Origin of the sequence: Lacrimispora sp., assembly GCF_032078915.1 — a bacterium.
Lineage (GTDB): Bacteria > Bacillota > Clostridia > Lachnospirales > Lachnospiraceae > Lacrimispora.
The window spans coordinates 30,058-47,909 of record NZ_DAMAUN010000007.1 but is presented as its reverse complement, the minus strand read 5'-3'; the positions used below and the strand labels follow the sequence as shown (position 1 = coordinate 47,909).

At 42.3% G+C, this 17,852-nt stretch carries 22 protein-coding genes; all 22 read right to left on the bottom strand.

The window, feature by feature from the left end; translation table 11 throughout:
• Window positions 1-269 precede the first annotated feature (269 nt).
• The 22 genes from RT269_RS04605 to RT269_RS04500 all read right to left on the bottom strand — a co-directional run bounded on the left by RT269_RS04605 (window position 270) and on the right by RT269_RS04500 (window position 17,850).
• The gene (locus RT269_RS04605) at window positions 270-884 is read right to left on the bottom strand and encodes a hypothetical protein (protein ID WP_313180829.1); all 615 of its coding nucleotides are present in this window, start codon (window positions 882-884) and stop codon (window positions 270-272) included.
• Window positions 884-1,144 (bottom strand): DUF6103 family protein, encoded by a 261-nt coding sequence (locus RT269_RS04600; protein WP_313180828.1) that lies wholly within the window; start codon window positions 1,142-1,144, stop codon window positions 884-886. The genes RT269_RS04605 and RT269_RS04600 overlap by 1 nt, the downstream gene beginning before the upstream one ends.
• Before the next feature lie 75 nt (window positions 1,145-1,219).
• Window positions 1,220-1,756, bottom strand: a complete 537-nt coding sequence (locus RT269_RS04595) for a hypothetical protein (RefSeq protein WP_313180827.1) — start codon at window positions 1,754-1,756, stop codon at window positions 1,220-1,222.
• A 139-nt stretch (window positions 1,757-1,895) separates the two neighbouring features.
• Complete coding sequence (locus RT269_RS04590) at window positions 1,896-2,342, bottom strand: hypothetical protein (protein WP_313180825.1); 447 nt, start codon at window positions 2,340-2,342, stop codon at window positions 1,896-1,898.
• 200 nt (window positions 2,343-2,542) lie between these two features.
• Window positions 2,543-3,670, bottom strand: coding sequence for a C40 family peptidase (locus tag RT269_RS04585; protein ID WP_313180824.1), 1,128 nt, complete (start codon window positions 3,668-3,670; stop codon window positions 2,543-2,545).
• Between the two features lies 1 nt (window position 3,671).
• Window positions 3,672-3,809 (bottom strand): hypothetical protein, encoded by a 138-nt coding sequence (locus tag RT269_RS04580; protein WP_313180822.1) that lies wholly within the window; start codon window positions 3,807-3,809, stop codon window positions 3,672-3,674.
• Window positions 3,809-5,662, bottom strand: a complete 1,854-nt coding sequence (locus tag RT269_RS04575; protein ID WP_442913812.1) for a VirB4 family type IV secretion system protein — start codon at window positions 5,660-5,662, stop codon at window positions 3,809-3,811. Before RT269_RS04575 ends, RT269_RS04580 begins: the two co-directional genes overlap by 1 nt.
• Window positions 5,631-6,212 (bottom strand): hypothetical protein, encoded by a 582-nt coding sequence (locus tag RT269_RS04570; protein WP_313180820.1) that lies wholly within the window; start codon window positions 6,210-6,212, stop codon window positions 5,631-5,633. The genes RT269_RS04575 and RT269_RS04570 overlap by 32 nt, the downstream gene beginning before the upstream one ends.
• On the bottom strand, window positions 6,209-6,472 hold the full coding sequence (locus RT269_RS04565; protein WP_313180819.1) for a hypothetical protein: 264 nt from the start codon (window positions 6,470-6,472) through the stop codon (window positions 6,209-6,211). Before RT269_RS04565 ends, RT269_RS04570 begins: the two co-directional genes overlap by 4 nt.
• The gene (locus tag RT269_RS04560) at window positions 6,448-8,403 is read right to left on the bottom strand and encodes a DNA cytosine methyltransferase (RefSeq protein ID WP_313180918.1); all 1,956 of its coding nucleotides are present in this window, start codon (window positions 8,401-8,403) and stop codon (window positions 6,448-6,450) included. The genes RT269_RS04565 and RT269_RS04560 overlap by 25 nt, the downstream gene beginning before the upstream one ends.
• Window positions 8,404-8,553: 150 nt before the next feature.
• Window positions 8,554-9,642 (bottom strand): DUF7768 domain-containing protein, encoded by a 1,089-nt coding sequence (locus RT269_RS04555; RefSeq protein ID WP_313180817.1) that lies wholly within the window; start codon window positions 9,640-9,642, stop codon window positions 8,554-8,556.
• 13 nt (window positions 9,643-9,655) lie between these two features.
• The gene (locus RT269_RS04550; RefSeq protein ID WP_313180815.1) at window positions 9,656-10,561 is read right to left on the bottom strand and encodes a conjugal transfer protein TrbL family protein; all 906 of its coding nucleotides are present in this window, start codon (window positions 10,559-10,561) and stop codon (window positions 9,656-9,658) included.
• Window positions 10,562-10,694: 133 nt separating this feature from the next.
• Window positions 10,695-11,330, bottom strand: a complete 636-nt coding sequence (locus RT269_RS04545) for a hypothetical protein (RefSeq protein WP_313180813.1) — start codon at window positions 11,328-11,330, stop codon at window positions 10,695-10,697.
• Window positions 11,317-11,658, bottom strand: coding sequence for a hypothetical protein (locus tag RT269_RS04540; RefSeq protein WP_313180812.1), 342 nt, complete (start codon window positions 11,656-11,658; stop codon window positions 11,317-11,319). The genes RT269_RS04545 and RT269_RS04540 overlap by 14 nt, the downstream gene beginning before the upstream one ends.
• Before the next feature lie 120 nt (window positions 11,659-11,778).
• Entirely contained in the window at window positions 11,779-12,561 is a 783-nt protein-coding gene (locus tag RT269_RS04535) for a hypothetical protein (RefSeq protein WP_313180811.1), read from the bottom strand.
• A gap of 4 nt (window positions 12,562-12,565) precedes the next feature.
• Window positions 12,566-12,901, bottom strand: a complete 336-nt coding sequence (locus tag RT269_RS04530; RefSeq protein ID WP_313180810.1) for a DUF3852 domain-containing protein — start codon at window positions 12,899-12,901, stop codon at window positions 12,566-12,568.
• A gap of 167 nt (window positions 12,902-13,068) precedes the next feature.
• Window positions 13,069-14,754, bottom strand: a complete 1,686-nt coding sequence (locus tag RT269_RS04525; RefSeq protein WP_313180809.1) for a hypothetical protein — start codon at window positions 14,752-14,754, stop codon at window positions 13,069-13,071.
• 54 nt (window positions 14,755-14,808) lie between these two features.
• Window positions 14,809-15,399, bottom strand: a complete 591-nt coding sequence (locus RT269_RS04520; protein ID WP_313180807.1) for a DUF6550 family protein — start codon at window positions 15,397-15,399, stop codon at window positions 14,809-14,811.
• 116 nt (window positions 15,400-15,515) lie between these two features.
• Window positions 15,516-16,061 (bottom strand): hypothetical protein, encoded by a 546-nt coding sequence (locus RT269_RS04515; protein ID WP_313180806.1) that lies wholly within the window; start codon window positions 16,059-16,061, stop codon window positions 15,516-15,518.
• A gap of 8 nt (window positions 16,062-16,069) precedes the next feature.
• Window positions 16,070-16,465: a DUF4320 family protein gene (locus RT269_RS04510; protein ID WP_313180916.1), complete on the bottom strand. Its 396-nt coding sequence runs from the start codon at window positions 16,463-16,465 to the stop codon at window positions 16,070-16,072.
• A gap of 132 nt (window positions 16,466-16,597) precedes the next feature.
• Window positions 16,598-16,969: a DUF3848 domain-containing protein gene (locus tag RT269_RS04505; RefSeq protein WP_313180804.1), complete on the bottom strand. Its 372-nt coding sequence runs from the start codon at window positions 16,967-16,969 to the stop codon at window positions 16,598-16,600.
• Window positions 16,970-16,977: 8 nt separating this feature from the next.
• Window positions 16,978-17,850, bottom strand: coding sequence for a secretion protein F (locus RT269_RS04500; RefSeq protein WP_313180803.1), 873 nt, complete (start codon window positions 17,848-17,850; stop codon window positions 16,978-16,980).
• Between the last annotated feature and the right edge of the window lie 2 nt (window positions 17,851-17,852).

Sequence of the window (17,852 nt, the reverse complement as noted above, 5' to 3'; positions counted from 1 at the left end):
ATAATACCTTAAATCCCCCGTAAAATGCGGGCGGCACTGCCGTCCGCAGTGATTGTGAGGGGCAGTTCACAGCCCCTCGCTTTATCCTGCTTGTTTTTCGACCGTAGAAATATCCTGGTTTTCCCTATACTTTAATTTCGATCCGGTTTCCAAACGTCCTTCACAAAACCCTCACAACTGGTTTTTATCTGCATTGTGGGTAATTCTGCCACCTGGCATCACAAAAGCCCACACGGTGGCAAACTGGGGGCAACAGTGGGGACAAGGGTTCATCCCATCGTAAGCATCGGCCCAGGGCACTGTTCCTGCAAAAGTTCATCACAATACTCCTCCAGAGATTTCCCATTCAGCTGTTGGCAGTATTCATCCATTTTCGCATGGAGTATTTCTTTTTCTGCATCATTTAGCATGTAGCTGAGAGATTCTTCTCCTCCATCGCCATGGTGCAATACAATGTCCAGTGTGTTGCAGACCTCTCTGAACACAGTGTCAAAGCTGGCATACACATTCAGCCAGTCATCATTTTCAACCGTTTCTACGTTTGTACCAAATACCGTATCTACACTAAAATCAGTATTGATGTAGAAGTTAAGAGCCCCCATTTCTCTCATGATTTCATCACTGAAAGAAATATCATTTTCATTGAGACGTTTGCCAGATACCACCTCTCTGGTGCCATGTCTCTTTTGCTGGTCCAGGACTTCCGCATCCAACCGTTGACGAATATTCATCTGTTCAGCCACCGGAACATGATCGGAATAAAGTTCTATCAGATACTCTTGCATAACCGTCTCAATATCTGTTCCCTGTTCTTCCATCACTCGCTCCAGTGCCTCCCACTTATAACGGTTGAGCTGTAGTTTTACAGAGCTATATTCACTCATCAGGTTCCCTCCTGTTGCTGACCGGATTCTGTCATCTGATTTTTTTCTTTCTGTTTTTTAGAAGAAGAGGTTGACAATACTTCGTTATCTGAACTTTCATCAATGTATTCCCGCACATTAGCCGGGACATATTTTTCATAAAGACGCTGGAGATAGTCGCATAACTCCTGCTCCAGATTTGCCTCCCGTTTCTGCATGTAGCGTTTTACTGCACGGAGTTTTTCCGTTTCCATCTGTATGGTAACAGATTCTTTTTTCATCTTGAGACTCCTCCTTTTCAAGGTTTTATTGAAAAGTTTCTTAAAAATCCATCCTCTTTCATCATGTTTAAACACTTAAAGTTGCAAATTCATTCCAGACATTTGTTCATTATCCTGCTCAGACTTTAGGGTGATGACTTCACAAATACGTTCAAGTTCAGCTGCAAAAGCATTTTTATTAAGATATGGGTACCTGGTATTTTTATTTCGCAAAGCACCGGAGTAAGCTGAGATGATGTCATCCAAAAGCCCACAAAGATTTATCAACCTGGTTCCCAGCCACATTTTAACTGAAAGACAATTACTATCATAATCAAGAATAAACTGATGTTCCTCCGTACTTTGTTCTGAGAATTGTTGAAGCTGTTCCAAATATAGCCCAGGTTCCAACGGCTGAAACAGACGATAATAACCGCTCGGACAAAACGGAAACCTCTCTTTTGAGTACAGGACCAGCCGTTCTGCATTGCTGCCGAGGAGTGATGGGACCCTCTCCTTTGCAGTATGAACCTCCTCTAGCAGAGAAAGAAGCCCTATCAGACTCCCGAAGTTTTCTGTTTGATAATATGACGTTCTTGCATTTGAGATAATAGCATAAATGCTGCGTGACATATTGAATCTCCTCTTTATCCATATTGTTTTACTGTTTATAACTTTTGGGTCCTTTGTCCTTTACGGGACTTTGGTGCCATATCGTAACATGAAAAGACCCCGCCTATTTTAGACGGGGCCAGATTTCACTTTTGAAAATTCATCTCTTAACCCATTCTTGAAGATCCCAGTATTCACTAAGGAAGTGGGCTGTTTTCACCAGATGATCTCTTTCTTCAGCATCATTGGTGCGGGCCGTTGTTTCAAAAAGGCTCCAGATTACTTGCAGGATCTCATCTCCATACATTCCTTGAAGCACCTTTTCTTTTGGAAGGCTGCATGGTGCATACTCACCTGTTTCCGCACCACGTTGTATGTTTTCCCGTTCAGTACGAACAATTTTCTGAGTTTCATCAAGATGCTCTTGTGGAAGTCCCCATGCTTTTGTAATGATGGGGAGTGCCTGATCCAGAAGGGAAACCACCCTCTCTTCTTCGTCTTTGCCCGCTAGATGGATGTAATCAACCCTGGCTATCATCAATGTTTCAAGAAGCTTTTCTGGTTCCAGCGAAGCGGTTTGGGGCATGTTCAGTTTTGTATCTGTCATATAATCTCCTCCTTTTCTTGAACCGGTTTTCCGGTGCGCAACCACACAATAAACTAATTTCTCTCTGAAATCAAGCCAAATATTCAGAAATTTCAAAACAGTTATTTCTCCTGTGAAAAATATTTAAAACTCCTTCCCTTATCCAATATGTGAAATAAAGATATTGGCATAGAAATACTTCTTGAATACCCACATGATCCTTAGCCCCCACTCCGGAGTGCATATAACTTTTCTGATTTTGCATAGGGCCTTCCGTACAGAACCTGTTTTCCAGAATCAAATATATCCCGGTGAACAACCTTTCCTTTTGAGGATGAAGCGTCAACTACCTTACCATTCCCAGCATAGATTCCCACATGCGTGATATTTAAATATCTACCGTTTGGTTTGTAGCTCCAAAATACCAAATCACCAGGAGCAAGGTTTGATTTGGAAATTGTCAACCCATGATCAACACAGTATCTCCCCTGCTCTGCTGCTGTTCCAGGAAGGATGATACCCAGTTTTCTATACACCCACTGAACAAGATAGCTGCAGTCGGTATAACTTCCCTGCCCTCGCCGTTCTTGGGAATATGGATCACCCAACCGGGAAAGGGCAAGTCGTACCGCTTCTGTACCCGTTTCACCAGATGGCAAATCAGAAAAGAAATCATTAAGCTGATCTGGGTTCCAATCCTCCCACATGGTAGAATCATCATTTTCGTTTGGTGCTCCAGTGCCATACAAGGCACGATAATAGATTTCGTTGGCATTGGCCTGGCTCTCATAAGTGATGCCTCTGCCAAATACCTTATTGATGTTATTATAGATAGTAGGCAGGGAGGTAATAGGAACGGCCACCATATAGGTTTCTTCCGAAGTTGTTCCGTCACCATTATCTATGGTGCGGGTATGCTCCTCATAAGTCACAAAGCTGTCCACATATTTTTGATATTCTACTTGAGAAGGGGAATCAGTTCCGAAGAACAGAGAATAAAAAATAGCCTTGACCATGTACTCGTCAAGGCTGTCACCGTCTTCCATTTGTGCATTTACTGTCGCCATGGTTCCATCTATGAGGCTAAAGCTATGCCGCATATCCACGATATACTCCTGATAATTCGCGGGCATACTTGCGGAAATGTCTCCTGTATGAAAACTCATATCCACTGCTGAATTATTATGAATTGCTGTGCCGGATAGCAGAGAACAAATCAACACAATAACAAGAATGAGTGGAGAAAAAACTGCTGCAATAATCCAGCCTGTAGTTTTTCGGATGCGTTCATTTGAGAGTGCAGCCGCAGCAGCTTTTGTGATTGCTATCAAGGTTCCTGGATCAGCCATCTCACCACCACCATTTCCAACTATCAAACCCAACCGGACTCTCATATTCTGGTTCTTGATTGTTTCCAATATCTTCAATGATACCCGCTTTGTTTTTCTTCTGTATTTGAAGTCTGTTTATAGCATTTCCTCCCTTCATTATCTTCCACCTGCCTTTCCGAACAGTTTCTCCTTATATGCAGGCGCTTGGACCACAAGATTATATCTTTCTATGCCACATTTGTAGAGACATACGCCACGTTGTGGAAACCGAATCAAGTTATATTCGCTTTCCTCAAGCTGCAGGGAATCAATATAAAACTGCTTGTCTATATTGCCAGCATTGAATAAAAAGACATGAGTCGGAATAGAAAACAGCGGTTTGGTTAGTTCCCTGATTCCTTCAATATTGAAGTCCTCTAAGTTCTGGGATGCTAAAATAACAGCTGAGTCCTTCTTACGAACCCGCTTCATGAAATTTCTAATATACTCAATTGCAGTTAAATTGGATAGGAACAGATATAACTCATCGATGCTGGCAACGGTGTTTCCTTCCGTCAGCAGTTTGTCGCTCATGAAAGAAAGTACATTGAACAGCAGGGCATTCTTAACGTTTCGGCTGGCCTGCAAAAGACCCTTGACACCAAACACAATAAAGCGGTCGGAAGTTACGTTGGTATGACCATTGAAGAACTGGCTCTCTGCGCCCTTGCACATGGAGTGCAGCCCCAATAAAATTTCCTGCAGAAGTTCCTGAGGATAAAGCTGGTATCTGGACTTATCATAACCTTTGAACTCATCTTCAATAAGCGCATAAAGATCAGAGAGAATCGGATAGTCTGTTGCTTCCATCGTCTTAAAATCAGTGCGATCACTGATGCCAAACTTTTCATATAACTTACCCAACATGATCTCAATTGCATCAATATGACGGTCAGAAAAGTCTTTATAGCACCGGAAAAAATCCTTGAGAAAGCTGATATGCTGGCTGAGTTTAGTTGACTGACGAAATGCAAGGGGTGCGTCCTCATCACCTGGACTGCCCCCCTCATCCCATGTTTTCGGCTCTAATGGATTGATACGGTACTGACCACTCATCAAGTCAATGAAACATCCACCAAGGTTTTCTGCAAGGTCGATATACTCGTGTTCGGGATCTAATCCGATTACGCTTTTCCCCGATTCCAGTACATTACATAAAATGAGTTTTAAGAGGTGGCTCTTGCCTTGTCCACTGTTTCCCAGTATAAGGATATTAGCATTTGTCTTATCATCATCACGCTTATCAAAGTCAACAATGATATTGCTGCCAAATTTGTCACGGCCAAGGCAGAATCCCTTGGCATCTGTTTTGCCGCTATAGTTGAAGGGATACAGATTTGCAACAGAACTTGCCGGAAGCACACGCTCAAACTGGCTGCCAAACACTTTCCTTCCTGCAGGACCTACCGATAAAAAACCCTCCTGCTGTCTTAAAATTAGGCGATCCACGTTAAGTTTTGAGCGAACAAGTTCAGTCAGTACATCAGTCTGGAGCAGCTTTAACATATCCATATCTTGTGCTGTCAGTTCAATAAACACTGCACAGTGAATGAGCGGTTCACGGTTCCTATGCATGGATGACACCAGTGTTACTACATCCTGCAAGTTACTTTCCGCAGTGACTGTCTGTTGAAGATCATTGGTACTGTTTCTGTCCATACGGTTTTTGTTGGCAGCATTATGAATGATTTTCCTCTCTTCTGCTGCAGTTACCTGTCTGGTATAGATTCGGAGGGTCACTCCATCTTTTTCTCCGAGATGACGCAGAATAGCCTGTTCTGAGGTATTGGTTGGGTATTCTCTGAGCGCCCATACGCATCGAAAAGTGTTGCCGCATATAAAGTGATCCGTATTGAATTTGATGATACCCGGTGCAATCATGTCGAGAAAATCCTTGATCCTCACACATTCCGCCTCAGGTATTTCATTTTTTTTGGCTTTACTCCCCAAAGATAACCCACCTTTCTCCATCATAGTCTTCGTATTTCTCTGTAGTCACGTTCTGCTCATAGTAAACTCCAAGCAGACGTTTGATATCTGCTTCTCCTGCTTTTTTAGCTGTAAATCCCTGGTCCTTAAGACTCTTCTCAATGCGGGAAAGGTACGGCTGGACATCGGATTCCTTTTCATTGTTCAAGCGGATAATAATTAAAAATTCTCTCGCTGTAGCCATCTGTACCTGCATACGGTCCAGAGAAGTCATATCTTGCTCTAACAGCTTGCAAATTGCAGGATTCTGCTCTTTATCCATTCGGCTTCTTAAGTTAGCCTTTACCTCTTCAAAGTTTTCTTTTGAGTTCAAACAAAGCATCTCAATCTCGGCAATCCCTTTTAATACATTCATAAGAGCATATATCCTTGCACTGATGCTGCTGTCAGATAGTACACTGATATTGGTAGGTTTGATCATAAAAAACACCAACTCTCCATATCCGGTCACCAGACTGTGAAAGGTGATATCCGTAATGCCTATGAGTTGGCGGGTAGAATTTTTTTCATTCTGTTTCCTTTTTCTGTTCATTCCTTTGACCTCCATTCATAGGTCTGCTGTTTAAAAACAAAAAATGCTGCCGCATTATGAATAAAATCAAGGATATTGATGTCCTCAATGCGTATCGTTAAAAATGCGTAGAGAGCTGTGATAACAGAGGGGAACAAAATATAAAACTGGGCCAGGGCGAATACAGAAAATAAAAGTCCTACGCCAATAATACCAATGTCACGCAGATCCCAGAGCCACAACGTGGCTTTTGCGGTTAGATTGTCCGGGTAGATATACATGATGGCAACTCCTCCTGTTCTTCATAACTTTTCCGTAAAAAATAAGCGATACCCCGGAGGACAAAGTCCACACATGGTATCGCCACACTATTTCCAAGCGCCTTGTATCTTGCGCTGTCTGATGCACCTGGAATCAGAGTCCAGCCGTCAGGAAAACCCTGCAGACGTTCACACTCCAAAGGAGTAAGCCTGCGAATGAGGTTCCTGCCTTCTACAATACACTTGTCCTCTGATACAAATTGATTATTGATTCCCTTGTGATCACTGTAACCAATAGTTCCAACTGTTTCCTGGTATGGCTGGCATACAAGATCAGTTGCATCTTTATACTGCCTTGCACTCTGTGTCGCTACCACACCATTCTCAGAAAATTCATCGCTCCGCTGACGGCTGAATATCATATGCCCTTTACTAGTTTCATTGGTCCTATTAATATCCATTTGGCTACAGTCTGAGCAAGTGTCTGCTGATTGTACTGTATCTATTTCATTTGAACAATGAAAAAACGCAGCAGAATTGCCCACCAAAGGAACATTATTGCCCCCGGTACCATAAGTTGATGTCACGGTTGGCGCTACATTTAGTGGTCCGGTATATCTGCAGTCTTTGGCATGGTTATCGAACAATACTGGCTGATTTTCCATGACTAATGGCTGATGCCCATGTTCCTGGGCACGAAGTGTACCAGTAATTTCTTCCGTACAATGCATCTGATTTCCGCCCTGATCGTTGAGACAGATTACCGATGGAACTGCTTTGGCAGGTGCATGTTCTCCCTTCTCAGAGGTAAAAACATTGTTTTTCTGAATATTCTCTCCATCCAAACAATTGGACTGGGCTACAAGAGGAGGATGTCCTCCCATACCTGCACGGAGCGTAGGAGTTACTTCTTCTGTAATATCCATTCGTTCTCCGCCATGATCATTCAGGCATATAAGCGGATCTGGTATAAAAGCCTGCATCTGCATATTTCGGGTTGCCAGTAAAGCGCCTGACACACCATCAAGATTGATTACCTCATCTCTCTGGTTAATATGAAATGCATTAATTTTCTCAGCCTCTGCCACAAATGTCTGTTGCTTCATTCCGGGTTGAGCCTGTATTGCTCCCGCAATATCATGTAAATCACGAACTTCATCGCGTTGATTTGCAGCAAATGCTAATAATACATTTTCATCTGTCTGTATATCACACGAAGTCAGACAAGTCCTGCCTATATCATTAGTGCTTCCTTGAGTTGAGGCGGCAGGTCCTTGCCCCTGGCTTCGGCTCTCCGCAATATTCCTAAACAGGCTGTCCTGCTTAAATAATATTTCTGGGGCGGTGAGTCCTGCAAAATCTGCGACAAGGTAGATGCGACGACGGCGCTGGGCGACTCCCCAGTATTGAGCGTCCAATACTCTCCAAGCCAGGCTGAATTCATTTCCCAAAATGGCAGCCCCAGCAGATTCCCAGCGCCCGGACTGAGGTCGAGGCACATGACAGGTACTGTCCTTAATGCGGATGATCTCCTCGATAACCGCCCGGAAAGCTTCGCCTTCTGCGGAACTGAATGCTCCGGGCACGTTTTCCCAAACGAGGTATCGAGGTCGAACAAGGTGATCTGGTATGTCTCGTTTTTCATCTGCTTTCCTCATTTCCCTTATTATACGGATTTGATCCATGAAAAGACCAGAGCGTTCTCCAGCAAGCCCGGCACGTTTCCCGGCTACAGACAAATCCTGACAGGGAGATCCGCCACAAATGACATCCACAGGTGGCAGGTCCGCTCCATTCAACTTCGTAATATCCCCAACATGGATCATACCTGGAAATCTTATTTTCGTCACTTCAATAGGAAAGGTTTCGATTTCACTTGCCCATATAGGTACGATGCCATTATGGATAGCCGCCAGAGGAAATCCTCCGATCCCATCAAAAAGACTTCCCAGACTTAGTTTTAGGTTTTTTTAGGTGTGCAGTTACTCATTACAGCAGGAACAGAAATCTTTTCTTGTTCATTTCTTATTTTTTTCATATTTAATTTTCCTTTCTATTTTGTTGTCACATTTTATTTTATAGGGTCTAACCGAGTGTTATTTTTAAATGGAACCATTCATGTTAAATGTGTTCTGATTCCTTTGAAGATAATTCTTTTCAATTTGAATCTTTCCTCCCCTTACTACCTGTGCCTCTTTCCCCTCAGCCTGAAGCCATGTGAGATATTCCAGATCTGCATTTTTCTTGATTGATTCGGGAAGCCACGCTACTGGTAATGAAAAAGCATAATTATTTAAATACTTTGTTTCCTGTTCAATGGTATATTCCAAAGTTTTATATATCATAGGGAGCCAGGGACGGGCATCTTCTGGAATCTCCTGATCAAATGGTGTCATATAAAGCATGACCTCCTCATACCTTTCCCAACTGTCACTCCCGTCTTCATTCCAGGTAGAATCCGCCGAAGAAATGATCACACATTCATCATTACAGCTGATCCATACACATTTATCAAGTTCAGGAAGATAAAACTGCACTGTGCCAACCATACAATGTCCACCAGTATCACCATATATCTGACTTTTGACTTCAAACGTATTGGGCGTAAAAGATGGAATCATGTCCAACTTTTGAATTGTTTCCAGATGCATATGACTCTCTGATACATACTTAGCAGGATAAGTCAGGCACTGAAATTCAGCAACTGGGGAAGTATTCAGGCATAGATTGCGTATATCCTTGACTTTGATCTCAGCGTCATTCTGCGACTGAAAAATCAAAATATTGTTACCCTCACATAAAAAGCCAGATTGTCCTGCAAGGGGGCTATCGGTTCGGGACCTTGCCCATATTGCATATGCACCTTTCTTTATGCCGAGGATATGATCTGTAGAAACATAGCAGATTGGAATACCAAGCTGTTTTGCCAGTTTAATTTCTACCTGTATACCAAAGCTGATCATATCACCACAGACCCACAATTCATCACATTTTGCAAGTATCGTAAGTCCCATTTCAATTCCAAGCTGACGCTGCTCCGGTATACTTTCACTTAAAATTGTCGGATATAGCAAATGAGGAGCAAAAAAAGCGTGTCCCTGTTCCAATACATATCTGCATGCTTTCCTGGCAAACTCCGTATTCTTTTCAATATCTCCTGCATAAGGAGATGCCACGTAAATTAATTTCATAAGCCCTCCCTTTCTACTTCGGCGCAAACGCCTGTATCACTGTCCGGGTGGTATTAACGGCAGTTTGGGCAGAATAAACGGCAGACATCAGATTTGCCTTTGTACTTGTATCCATTCCAAAAGCCCCGGCAACTCTGGGAACCTCTACGGAAGAAAGCATTAAACCAAGTCCAATAAGGGCCTGAGTTCTAAGGATCATAAGTCCGGCAGCAAGAATAGTAGCCTGCAAAAATGTAGTAAGGCACAGGCCAATGATCTGCTTGCACCACTGGGTAAATCCGTCGATATAACCACGGGGAATGGAGAACATGTACAAACTGCCTACGGCAATCTGGATCATCAATATACCTCCCCGCTTGAGATTGGCAAAGAAGACTTTTATCACCGCATAACCCATCATAACAATTATAAAAAGCATCATAATCGGATTTGTAATAGAAGACAGCCCTCCAAAAATGCCAGCACTTATCACACTGCTAAATTCTGACCAACTACCAAGATCCGCAATAATATTTTTAGCAAGCTCTCCAAAGCCGCTTCGGTACCCAGTGATCCCCGTCGTTAATCTACTTTGAAGGTTGATGGAAAGCTTGAACAGTTCTACCGGTACAACAGTAAATAGGGATACAGCCATAAAACCCTTAATAGCATTTATGGCAGCGTCTTTTACGTTTCCTCTGCCATACTGGTACTCAATGCCAGTTTCAAACACTGACACCACAAGTCCGGTTACATATAAGGACCAGGCCAGATAAGAAAAGAACAGGATGATGGACTCTATCCATTTTAATGCAAACAACTCCACGCCCATATTCCCCATTAAGGCAAAAAAATCAGAAAGAAATCCAACTAGCTGTCCATAGAACCATTCGATCATCTGATCCATAAATGTACCAAGAACAAAATCCCAAATAAACAAGAGATAAACCTCCTTTCTCACAATGCAAATAGACAGGCGGATAGAAAGACCGCCTGTCTATGTTCAAAAGAAACCTTCAAGTTTTAGTTTTTAATCATCCGAATAATGCCCATATAAATATCATGGTTGTAAATCAACCAAATTCCGGGCCACGCTGTCTCAATTCCGGTTCACCTACTGTCCTTACAATACCGTAGTTCGTATCTTCAAAGCCCAGTTCTTCAATTAATTCCTCATAATCAAGATTATCAGGATTATGATTCTTGTAAAGATTAGCTACCTCGCTCAGTTCCTCTCCATAATAAAATTCATAATTATCCAGTTTTCCAGCTAATACAGTAGCCTTTTCTATGTCTACATAGCTTTCATAGTTTAAAATAGCTTTGTATTTGCCAAGATCCCTGATTACATCATGTTCTTTCATAGCCTGTGCCAGTTCATTAATTTCATCAAAAGTATACGGCATACCTTCACAATACTCCTCTGCCAGAAATTGATCGATGAGGCCATATATAGCCCCCGTTTCAAGATCATGATATGATTTAACTCCCAGCTGTTTGACAGCAGACTCCAAATCACTCTCACTGGCAGGGCAGTTTATCCATATACCATCTTCTTCCCCCAGTTCTTCATTGTCGCTGTCCACGATGAGTTGGACCCGAAAATACGGTTCATCATCACCCAGAAGCACAGCCCGGTCCGACATAGCTATTCCATCATACACCACATTTTCTGACAGAAGTAGGTATGCCGTGTTAATGATTTCCACAATAGTAGCATCCGGTCTCCAAATAGATACGCATTTGTGAAGACATACGCTGTATCTGCTCTCCCAGACAATTTAATTCCATGATAGATGGAGGATGATCTTTATTTTCAATAATTCCGGCCAGAGCTTCCTGTAAACTGTCTGCAGCTACCCGAATATAACTTGTTGCCAGGTGACTATAATTACCACTTCCATAAGGAATCCGGCACCAATTAAGGTTTTCTAACATCTCGTATTTATTACATGGATATATGGCTGAGGACTGTTGTCCAGTCCTGTTATTCTGTATAGTCAAACGCATAAACCATGGCTTTTCTTTGTTATTCATTTTCCTCTCCTATATTCAAATATCTATCTCCATAAAATTCACTGATTACCTGCTACTATTTTTCAATCCTTAACTTATCTTTTGTTCTTTTCTCATGGTCTTCGTTCCAAATCCCCTTACTCAATACTGGTTTAAGGTTGGTGGAATATCCTCATACTGATCATTCATTTGCCGTTGTTCCTGCAAATCAAAGAATGTATATACTTCATCAGCTGATCCGCCGTTGTTAATGAATTCGACCAGATCTGTTTTTAAATCGTGTCCGAGCAGATCATAAGCTCCCATGAACATACCAACATCAGCTAAATTACGAATATCCTGAAACTTTCCTCCCATGCTCAAATAGTCTGCGGCGTGAACAATTTCATTTGGGAGTACAATACTTTGTCTGGCATACAAGGTACAGGCAATGTGGTTGCCATATTGATGATTCACGTTCCTAAATGCATCACATATCTCCTGGACCATTTCAGCAGGAGAAACTTCATAATCTTCATTTAATTCATAAGAAATCCGCATCCATTCTCCGACTTGTCCCTTTTCTCCCTGTAATTCTTCTTCAAGAGCAGAAAGCAGGCGGAGGCACTCTGGCATATCCGATGCATTACGGGCTTTATTTGAAGCTATTTTTCTCTGTTCATCATCTTGTGATGGCGCAATGAGTTCCATTTCTTCCTCCGGCTCCAAACCATACTCATTGTGTTCAATATTCCGGACAGATAAAATCAACGCAGGATCTTTCGCAACTGTTTTATAGCGCCAGCCATTAATACCAAGCACATTGAAATTTTTCTGAATATCCGCTAAATATTGTTCTGAATCGGTATACTGCATAACTTCATTATTATCAAAATAAGTTATTTCTCCAATAATTGGGAGCATACTACTATCCTTTTTTTCCATATTATCACATCCCCAAAATCGTCCAAACATAAAGAGGAGCAGTTAAGGTGAACACAAGGCAGGCAAATAGGATGGATGGCGCCGCCCACTCAAATTGCCCGTGCTTGCGATAATCAAAGTATGCCGTGCCCAGCTTTGCAAAGAAAAATACAGCTAAAACCAAATCGATAGCAGGGAATACTACGTTGTTAACAACTGTCTTAATCTGCGCAGAAGCGTCCTTCCATGTACTTTCAATGGCTCCAGCAACATTTCCTGATGCAAAAGCAGTAGTATCAAATATAAAGGACATCATGAGTACCATGCAAAGAGCCAGTACAATCTTTTTATTTTGCTTCATTAAATCCACCTTTCTTTCATAGAAAAAACCGCAGGATTACTCCCACGGCCTCATTTCTTTTTTTGCTTTATAACTTTATTTTCTCATCCATGCTAATGTTTGTTTTTATACAAGTAAAATGACCAAGATAATTTAAGAACTATCAGATACCATCTCATCCCATTTCCCTATGGTTTTTTCGGACTGATATGCCAATCTTCCCATAAATCACCTCGGATAGTGAGGCTGTCTGTTAGGTTAGCCGACAACATTCCCTCAGGGGTCCACGCATCCAAAAGCCAGGTATTAACCGTATAGACTCCATCCGGCATCCAAATCGGTGAGAAATGTGTACGATTTTTATATGCAGAATAATTATTTTTCTGGAATTCAAACCGTCCGGAACCGGTACGCTCCAACAATCTCCAATAAGTTTTGTAACCAAATTCCGGAAAATAACTGACTGCATTCTGTGGCTGGGTAACTGCCAAACTCTGGTTGGAACTAACACTACCGGTTACCGTCTGATTAATCCCATAGCCAGATTTCATTGTCCTGCCACTTGATGTGGGATTTTTGCTGTCGCATTTGATACTCATGCTGGACGAAAGATTGGCTTGATAGGAATCCAGATCGAACTCCCACCACCCATGATCACACCAGTATCCATCATCATCATCTCCATCATGCCAAACCCAATACTCCTGCCACCAAGGACGCCAGACGCTCCAACTTGCAAAGGTTTTTACTGGCCTGTTAGGAACAGAAGCAGGAGAAAAACTATCGTTCCGGTCATCAGCAACCGGATTGGGTGGAGGATTCTTCCCCAAATCCACAATCTTCGCATGAATGGTCCCCTTGGTTGCATTGCCGAGACCGGATACTGTAACAGTAATAGTCATGTTCTGCTCAGTTGCAGGAGTAGTCCATTTTACCCATACAATCTGACTGTCACCGTCTGGATAATAGACATTATCCACCTGATAACTCCGGCCACCAATATAAAATTTAACCCGTGTTGGATGATCCGGATCAGACTGGCCACCGCTGACTCTGACTGCAGAAATTACTTCTGTATTGACCCGGTACTCATAATCATAACTGATAATTTCTGGAGATTCTGCTTCCCTTTCTTTAAATTGAATAATACCGAGTCCCAAAGATGATTTAATTTCCTGATTTGACCGAATTCCAGATCTTGGCCCATCCCAGGCTGGATAACCTAAATCTGAAATTTCCAGGAACATTGCCAGGGGAAGGTTTTGAAATCCAACGGTAGGAAGTTTAGAACGTAAACCACCATTTGTTACCTCGTCATAAAGGGCTGCTTCAGTGGCTGTCATTCCAAAAAAAACACCTTCATAGGTTAAATAAGACACCGGTTCAATTAAAAGTTTGTAATCCCCATTAATAAGGATATCAAAGTCCATTCCCAGTACACCGGCAATTCCACGGAGAACCTGTTCATCAGTAAAATATCTTTTTATTTCTTCAATATTAGCAACTCCAAGGCTTTGGCTACTGATAATCCTGGGTACTGTCTGACCCGTATTAACATAATGATAGCTTGAGGGACTTGGAGTAAGCACTTCTCCATTTTTATATTGTAACTTAGAAACTTTACCAAAGTGTGCCAGGCCGACAGGCTTTTTATTTGTTAAATCAATGGGTTCTGTTACAACTGCTAAATCATTCACCCTTACTACAGTAATACGAACTCCTTCATTCCCCGGAGTCCATTTATTTGAGCTGTTTCCTGCACCTAAGCCACCGCCACCATTATTAATATTCCCTTCTCCGACGGCCAAGACATTCAGGCATGGAAACACCGCTATCATAATAACCAATAACAGCACACGGAATAAATGTTTCATTAATATCCTCCAATCAAAAAGCACAGACATCTCGCCTGTGCTTCATCTGTGGCATCAATTCATGATGCCAATTTTATTTCCGTTTTCATATATATCTTCAGCCGTTACACCATAAGAATCGCCGGCTCCTTCCACCCAACCGAAGCCCGGAACATAGATACCTCCTGCCTCTGTCTCTCCACCTTGTGTCTCGCTGCTTGGAGCGGATTCTGCAGTTTTTGTTTCCGGTATCTCTTCCACCCTGGGGGCCTCTGTCGGAACCACAACCTCTTCATGTTTCACTGGCTCCGGTTTAGCCACAGTTTCTCCATTCGGTTTCTGGTTTGGATTTGTTATCTTTTCTCTTGGCGGTTCTGCCGGTTTTGTTGCCTCCGTCTGTATTTCCTGCACCACCTGGTCACTCTGTGGCAGTAAAGTTTCTGTCTCTTTTTCTGTTTCACTGCTCTCTGCGATGACTGCCGCAACTGTTATTTCTATTTCTGTACTGGGTATAACCTCAGTTTCTGCTTCTGATGAAGTTGTCTCCGTTGCCTCTGCCACAGATACGGGCTTGCGAAATTGATTACTAATCAGGGAAAAAAGCAAGAGGATTGCTGCCACTCCACCAGCAATAATAGCCTTTTTCTTTCTGTAATTCATATCCATAAACGTCCCTCCTTAAAGCACTTGACAATTATTAAATCTCGATAACCTTTCTTATTCATCACCCTACCACAATTATTTTTCAAAGTCTACTTTCATTTAAAACATTGATCAAAAAATTAAAATTTAGGAGTATAACCGGCACTGGTTTTAATTCTGATCTGCATAGGCGGAAGAAGTTTTGTTCTAAAAGATACAGGAACCTCCAGCATAATTGTGCTGTCTACCTTAAAACGTTCCGCTGATCTATCACCAGAGGCAAATGGTGCATTGTATATATCTACTTCCAGATTCCATATCTTGAACTCCAGTTTGCCCTCTGTTGTACGTTTTTCATGATATCCACCCCTACTGCTCAAACCAAGGATACTATCTATCTGCTCATAAATATCCCCATAATCCAGTGATTCCTCGAAGTCTCCTGCCATTGGCTGATAAGCTCCTGAATATCCTTCTCTCACGCTATGATATACGTCATCATAGTTATCATTGACGGCAGAGATAACTGCATCCTGTATGGCATCTCTCACTCCCTGGGCAATGATCATCAACCGGAAATATTCCGAAATGCCACTAAAAATAAGAGTCAGTGCAAGGGTCACAGCAACAATCAGAGGAAAAGACGAGCCGCATTTATCGGTAAGCAATTGTTTTATTTTCTTCACGTCATCACCTACTTCCAGTAAACTTCTGATTTTCCTACAGCTTTGGCTTTTAGTGTAATCGGAAACGATCCAAATCCGGCAAATAGTCCGATGTTGGTTTGATAGGTGACCGTTACCGTAACCTCCTCATTTAAGTGGATCTTCCCGGTATCAGACCAGGAAATGGTGGGACTGAGTCCGGTTTTTTCCCTTAAGAGCTGCTCACGGCGGCTGGTTTCCGTACCAACACGCCCCGATATTTCTGCTTCACGCATTAACTCCGAAGCAAATGTGTCAATTTGCTGCTTTATGATATAAACAGGGAATACACGGACAGCAAGGGCAATGACCAGCATGGTACAAAGCACCAATACTGCAACATCAATGTACCCCTCACCTCGCCTGTTTTTTAGAACTCGCAACATCACATGTTTTTCCTGCAATCCGTCAAAAAGCGAAACTTGGTGCTTATTTTCCATAGAAAATCCTCCTGAATCAATATGGAAAGATCTATGAGTTTATCATCTTCTCTCCTCACTTCATTTTCTGGTGCTGTTTCAGTACAAGGTTACATTCTGCCCTTCACACAAGTCCGATTCTTCATCCATTTTATAATCCTCCCAGATTGATGGGTTTTTACTTACAAACCACAATACATGATTCAAATCATCGCTTAGGTCAGTGCTATTAAAAGCTAACCATCCGTCCCTTACTACTTCCAGGGGATTTTCGAACTGGAGCAGATACTCCATATCATCAGAGGAGGTGATATCTGGTAAAATATTATAAAGTATTTTTGTAGCAGCAATCTCTTCCGCATCAGACACCAATTCTTCCGCATCCTGAGTCAGCCAGTCCCGCAGGAAATTTTCATAATTATCCCGGATTTTCTTTACAAACCTTTCTTTTAAATTCTGATCCTGCATCATGCTGCCTCCTAAAACATCCCGCCAAGAGAATTGATGATTTCAAAAACAATGATTGACATATAAGTTAGTAAGAAGCACATCAGCATGGCAAAGGAGAATACACGAATTTTAGAAGGTATTTTCATCGCCTGAGCCTTGAGACGCTGGAGTTCCAGCTGCTTCATATCGTGAGTAAGCATTTGAAAATAGACACTTCCGTCATCTCCCCGCAAAATACCAATTAGTCCCCTGGTAATGTCTGAAAGCATAGGAGAATTGATCCTCGCCTCAAACCGGGTTAGTGCTGCTTCATAACTGGAAGAACGCATGTCCGCAGTAAGGATATCCAACTCACCAGCAAAATCCTCCCCCGCATTTTTCTTAAAATGTTCCAACATGGACAATACATCCCGGCTGGCTTTTAACTCCTGGGTAATGGTTGCTACAAATCTGGGAAGTTCCTGTTCAATCTTTCCCCGCTTGGCCTGAAGTGCCTCGTCCGCTTTTCTGATTTCCTTAAAATATATAAGGACTGCCAGAAATACAATGACGGGAGACAGAAGCGGAAGAATAATCAGGGTTGGAAATGCACCAAGTCCGACAGCCCCGGCTTTTGCTAATGCCGAGGCTGTGAACAGTTCCGGTGTCATCTGGATTCCTGCTGCTGACAGGACATTTTTCATACGTCTCTTCTTGTATTCATCAATCTGAATATATTTTGATATTTTAACCGCAGCCGAATGAAGCAGGGTATCGGATATTTTAGACTTTCCTTTTGCTTGCTTCCCCGCCTCCATCATAGCTTTTTGAGTAGCGAGTTTCGGTAGGCAAAAAACATCGGCGGCAATAAAAAAGAATCCTGCACTAAGAAGGACTCCGAATAAAATCATATAAGCAATCATCC